We start from the raw sequence: 1,250 nt of genomic DNA, 5'->3' as shown, positions 1-1,250 counted from the left end.
AAAAGCGCGCTCTACCGCGTCGTCGGCGCTCGCGCCCTCATCGGCCATCAGCTTGACGGCGCGCTGCCTCACATCGCCGCCGAGCTCGCCATAGCCGGCGGCGTTCAGATCATCATCAATGCCGCGCATGTGCGCGTCGAATTCGTGCTGTTCGCGCTCAGAGCGCGCGGCAGCTTCCCGCTTGCCGATGTGGCCCTCGAAACCCTCCGGAAACCGCTTTTGACCGCGCATTTCGGCGTCGATCGCGTCGAGCAGATCCTTGACGGTCGACGTTCCGGCGTGGCTTCCGCGGAGATAGCCGGCCTCTTCCGCCGCCTCGCGCGCGTAGTCGAGCGGCCAACCGCCTTGCCGAACCAGTTTGCGGCGCCCGACGCCCTCGACGTTCACGGTGTGACCGTGGCCCCCGATCGCCTCCAGCTCCGCGTCAGGCCCCAAGCCGCCCTTTGACGCGATGAATTCGAGCAGGCTTTGCGCCTTCGGCGTAGCAGGAGCCGGCGCAGCCGCGGCTTTCTGCCGATCATAGGCCGCCGCGACCTCATCACCGAACTTCGCGCGAATATCCGCAACGTCGCGCGCGTGCTGCTCACCGAGATCGGCGCCGGTTGCCGCCGGCAATGGTCGACCAGGCCCCTGCGCGTTCAAACGCCTGTCAATGACGTCGATCGCCTGTTGAGCGCCCTTCGTGTTGAGATCGCCCGGGGCAATGTCGATGCCTTGCTCCCGCAAACCGGCCTCGACGTCGCGGCGAAAGCCAGCCGCAGAGCCAGGCGTGAACTCACCAGGAGCCGCAGCCGTGGCGTCATACTTCCCGCGGTAGTCCGCTTTGGCAGCATCACGAGCCGCGGCAAAACGATCCGAGAGGCTTCCCGCCGCGTCATAAGGCGCGAGCACATTCCGACTTCCCGTCAGCGATCGGGCCAGGTCGCCGCCTTCGTTCGCGACCGCCGCCCGGTTCGCGGTCTCAGCCGCTTGCCGCGCCTGTTCCTGCGAAAGCAATTCCGCGGCGATCCGCTCCGCCTGCTCATTGCTCGAGCCCGCGGGACCGAGCGCGCGCGCCAAGTCCTCGCCCTGTTGCGCCGGCGACATCGGGCCGGCGTGAACGCCAGCCGCCGCGGCTTGTCGCGCCTGCTCCTGGGCGATCAATTCGGCCGCGATCCGCTCTGCCGCCTCATTGGGTGCGGTTCGCGCCGCGGCGCCGGTCGGATCGAGGCCGGCGGCGATTTGGTCGCCTGCCTCAGTCACGCGCGCGT

1 protein-coding gene is annotated in these 1,250 nt (G+C 68.5%); it reads right to left on the bottom strand.

Features of this window, described 5'->3' with window-relative positions; translation table 11 throughout:
• Positions 1–1,242 (bottom strand): hypothetical protein (locus AKL29_RS43650; RefSeq protein WP_202814546.1); only part of this gene is annotated, 1,242 nt, incomplete at its 3' end.
• Positions 1,243–1,250 lie beyond the last annotated feature (8 nt).

The sequence above is a fragment of the Bradyrhizobium pachyrhizi genome, from assembly GCF_001189245.1.
In the GTDB taxonomy this organism is placed as follows: domain Bacteria; phylum Pseudomonadota; class Alphaproteobacteria; order Rhizobiales; family Xanthobacteraceae; genus Bradyrhizobium; species Bradyrhizobium pachyrhizi.
Note: the sequence above shows the minus strand (reverse complement) of the source record. Positions and strands in the feature narration are given on the sequence as shown.